This window comes from Sinomonas soli (genome assembly GCF_054782415.1).
The window spans coordinates 1-2,221 of the sequence record NZ_BAAGSN010000034.1 but is presented as its reverse complement, the minus strand read 5'-3'; the positions used below and the strand labels follow the sequence as shown (position 1 = coordinate 2,221).

Below are 2,221 nucleotides of genomic sequence, written 5' to 3'. Positions count from 1 at the left end.
CCCGCTCGTGACCGGGCTCGTTGTCACCGTGGGCGGCAGGCGCGCGTTCGTCATGGGGGCGGACCTCGATGGGCTCGAGCCCGGGGGCGTCCAGCTCCAGGTCCCCACGGCCGACCCGCGCGAGTTCCTCCGCAGAGAGGGCACTGTGCTCCTGTCCGGGGACGTCCTGCGTCTCCGGCTCATCGACCTCAAGCGCGCGGCGCTGGTCAACGCCTACGACGTCCAGCTCACCTCCGTCTCCGACGGGTGGGCGGCCACGGGGTTGGATGTGCTCCGGCGCCGTTGGCTCAGGTCCGGCCTGCGTCACGTCCCCAGCTCCCCACGGGACTGGAAGGACTTCGAGCCGCTCGTCGGCCACACCGATTCCGCCGAGGTCCGCGCTGCCGCCAGCCGACTCCATCACCTGAGGCCGACTCAGATCGCGAACATCCTCGAGGAGGCCACCGGGCGTGAGCGGCGTGAGCTGCTCGTCCAGCTCCACAGGTACCCGGAGATCGAGGCAGATGTCCTCGACGAGCTCGAACGGCCGGTCTGACGCCAAGGCCGCTCCAGCGCCCGGAACGGGCGAGTCCCATCATGCGGATGCACCTGTCCAGGCATTCAGGCATCTGCCTGCTGGGAGCTCCCGGGCAGCAAAGGCTGTGTCCGGGCCGCGGCCGCCTTCCCACCGCCGAGGCGCCCGCCCCTCCTGCCGTCCCCCTTCGCCGCCGCTGCGAGGGAGCATGCGTCCCTGGATGAGTCCCGGATGGCCTTCCTCAGGGGCCCGCGCCAGATCCCGCCCCTGCTGTCGGCTGGGTCGAAGCGGTTTGCGGCCAGCGGCCTCCAGCCCCGTCCTTCGCCCGCGGAAGCGGGAGCCCGAGCGTCTCTCAGTAGTCGGGGCTGAGGTCCCAATGGGACCACTTGCCCGTGAGTCCATCCCATCGGGCCCCGCACCACGGCTTGGATACAGACTGGACTTCCGCGGACGGGACGGCCCTCCAACACTGGGCCTCGCGGATGACACCCTCAGCCTCAGCCTTTGCCTCGTGCAGGGTCTTTGCCCCCAATGCCAGCGGGGGTGCCGCACCGAAGTTCCCTGCCGGAGTCGCGAGGTGGAGCCTGAACGCCTCGATCCCGGCTGGATCCGGCCTGGCCGCCGGGGCCTGTCCGGGGCCTCCCTCATCCGACGAACGGAGGTCTGCGCCCATTTGACAGTGATCTAGTTCATCCGCATTATGGGTTCCCAGCCCACAATGCGGGTTTGAAGCTATATGCACGACGATGTGAGGAGATGCAGTGACGCACGCTCAAGCGGCTGAATCGCGGGTGGGGGATGTTTCGAGGATCGGGCTGATTGTCCCGAGCTCGAACGTCACAATGGAAACGGAGCTGCCGGAGCTGTTCCGGCGTCAGTCGGCCGCAACGGGGAACCGCTACACCTTCCATTCGGCGCGTGCAGCCCTCAAGAACGTCACGAGGGAAGAGCTTGCCGCGATGGTGTCGAAGGCCGCCGAGTGCGCTGTGGCCGTCTCCGACGCGGACGTCGAGGTCATCGCCTACGCTTGCCTCGTTGCCGTCATGGCGCAGGGCCCGGGCGCCCACGTGGAGTCCGAGTCCGTGATCGCGGATGCCGCCCGCTCGAACGGCCACCCGGCCGCGGTCGCGAGCAGCGCGGGTGCCCTCGTGCGGACCCTGAAGGATCTGGGGGCCCGTCGGATCGTCATGGTTACGCCCTACATGCCCGAGCTGACCCGGATGGTGAGCGACTACATCGCAGGGTCGGGCATCGAGGTTCGCGACGTCATCGGCCTTGAGGTGGCGGACAACCTGGAGGTGGGCCGGCTCGATCCCGCCGGGCTCCCGGGCATCGCGAGGCGCCTCGACCGCGAAGGGGTCGACGCCATCGTCCTCTCGGCGTGCGTCCAGATGCCGTCCCTCTCCGCCGTCCAGGAGGTCGAGGACGAACTGGGCCTTCCTGTCATCACGGCTGCGACGGCTACGGCCTACGAGATCCTCAAGGCGCTCGGCCACCGCCCGCAGATCGAGGGCGCAGGGAAGCTCCTTTCCGGCGCGCTCGTCCCGGTTCCCATTCGCTGAACGAACCACCCCCGCTAGAGATCTGGGCCCGCCGGCGCACCGGAACGTACGTCAGGCCAACGGAGGAATGATGAGTCAAGCAATAACCCGCCAGCAGGCCGCGCGGCGGGCGACGTTCGCCAGCGTCGTCGGAACCACGATCGAG

At 68.9% G+C, this 2,221-nt stretch carries 1 protein-coding gene and 1 pseudogene; both read left to right on the top strand.

Annotated features, from left to right (window positions below; genetic code table 11):
• Positions 1-535, top strand: a pseudogene (locus ACYVKZ_RS20565) (magnesium transporter MgtE N-terminal domain-containing protein); the annotation flags it as partial.
• 740 nt (positions 536-1,275) lie between these two features.
• Entirely contained in the window at positions 1,276-2,076 is an 801-nt protein-coding gene (locus ACYVKZ_RS20560) for a maleate cis-trans isomerase family protein (protein ID WP_460994322.1), read from the top strand.
• The last annotated feature ends 145 nt before the right edge of the window (positions 2,077-2,221 follow it).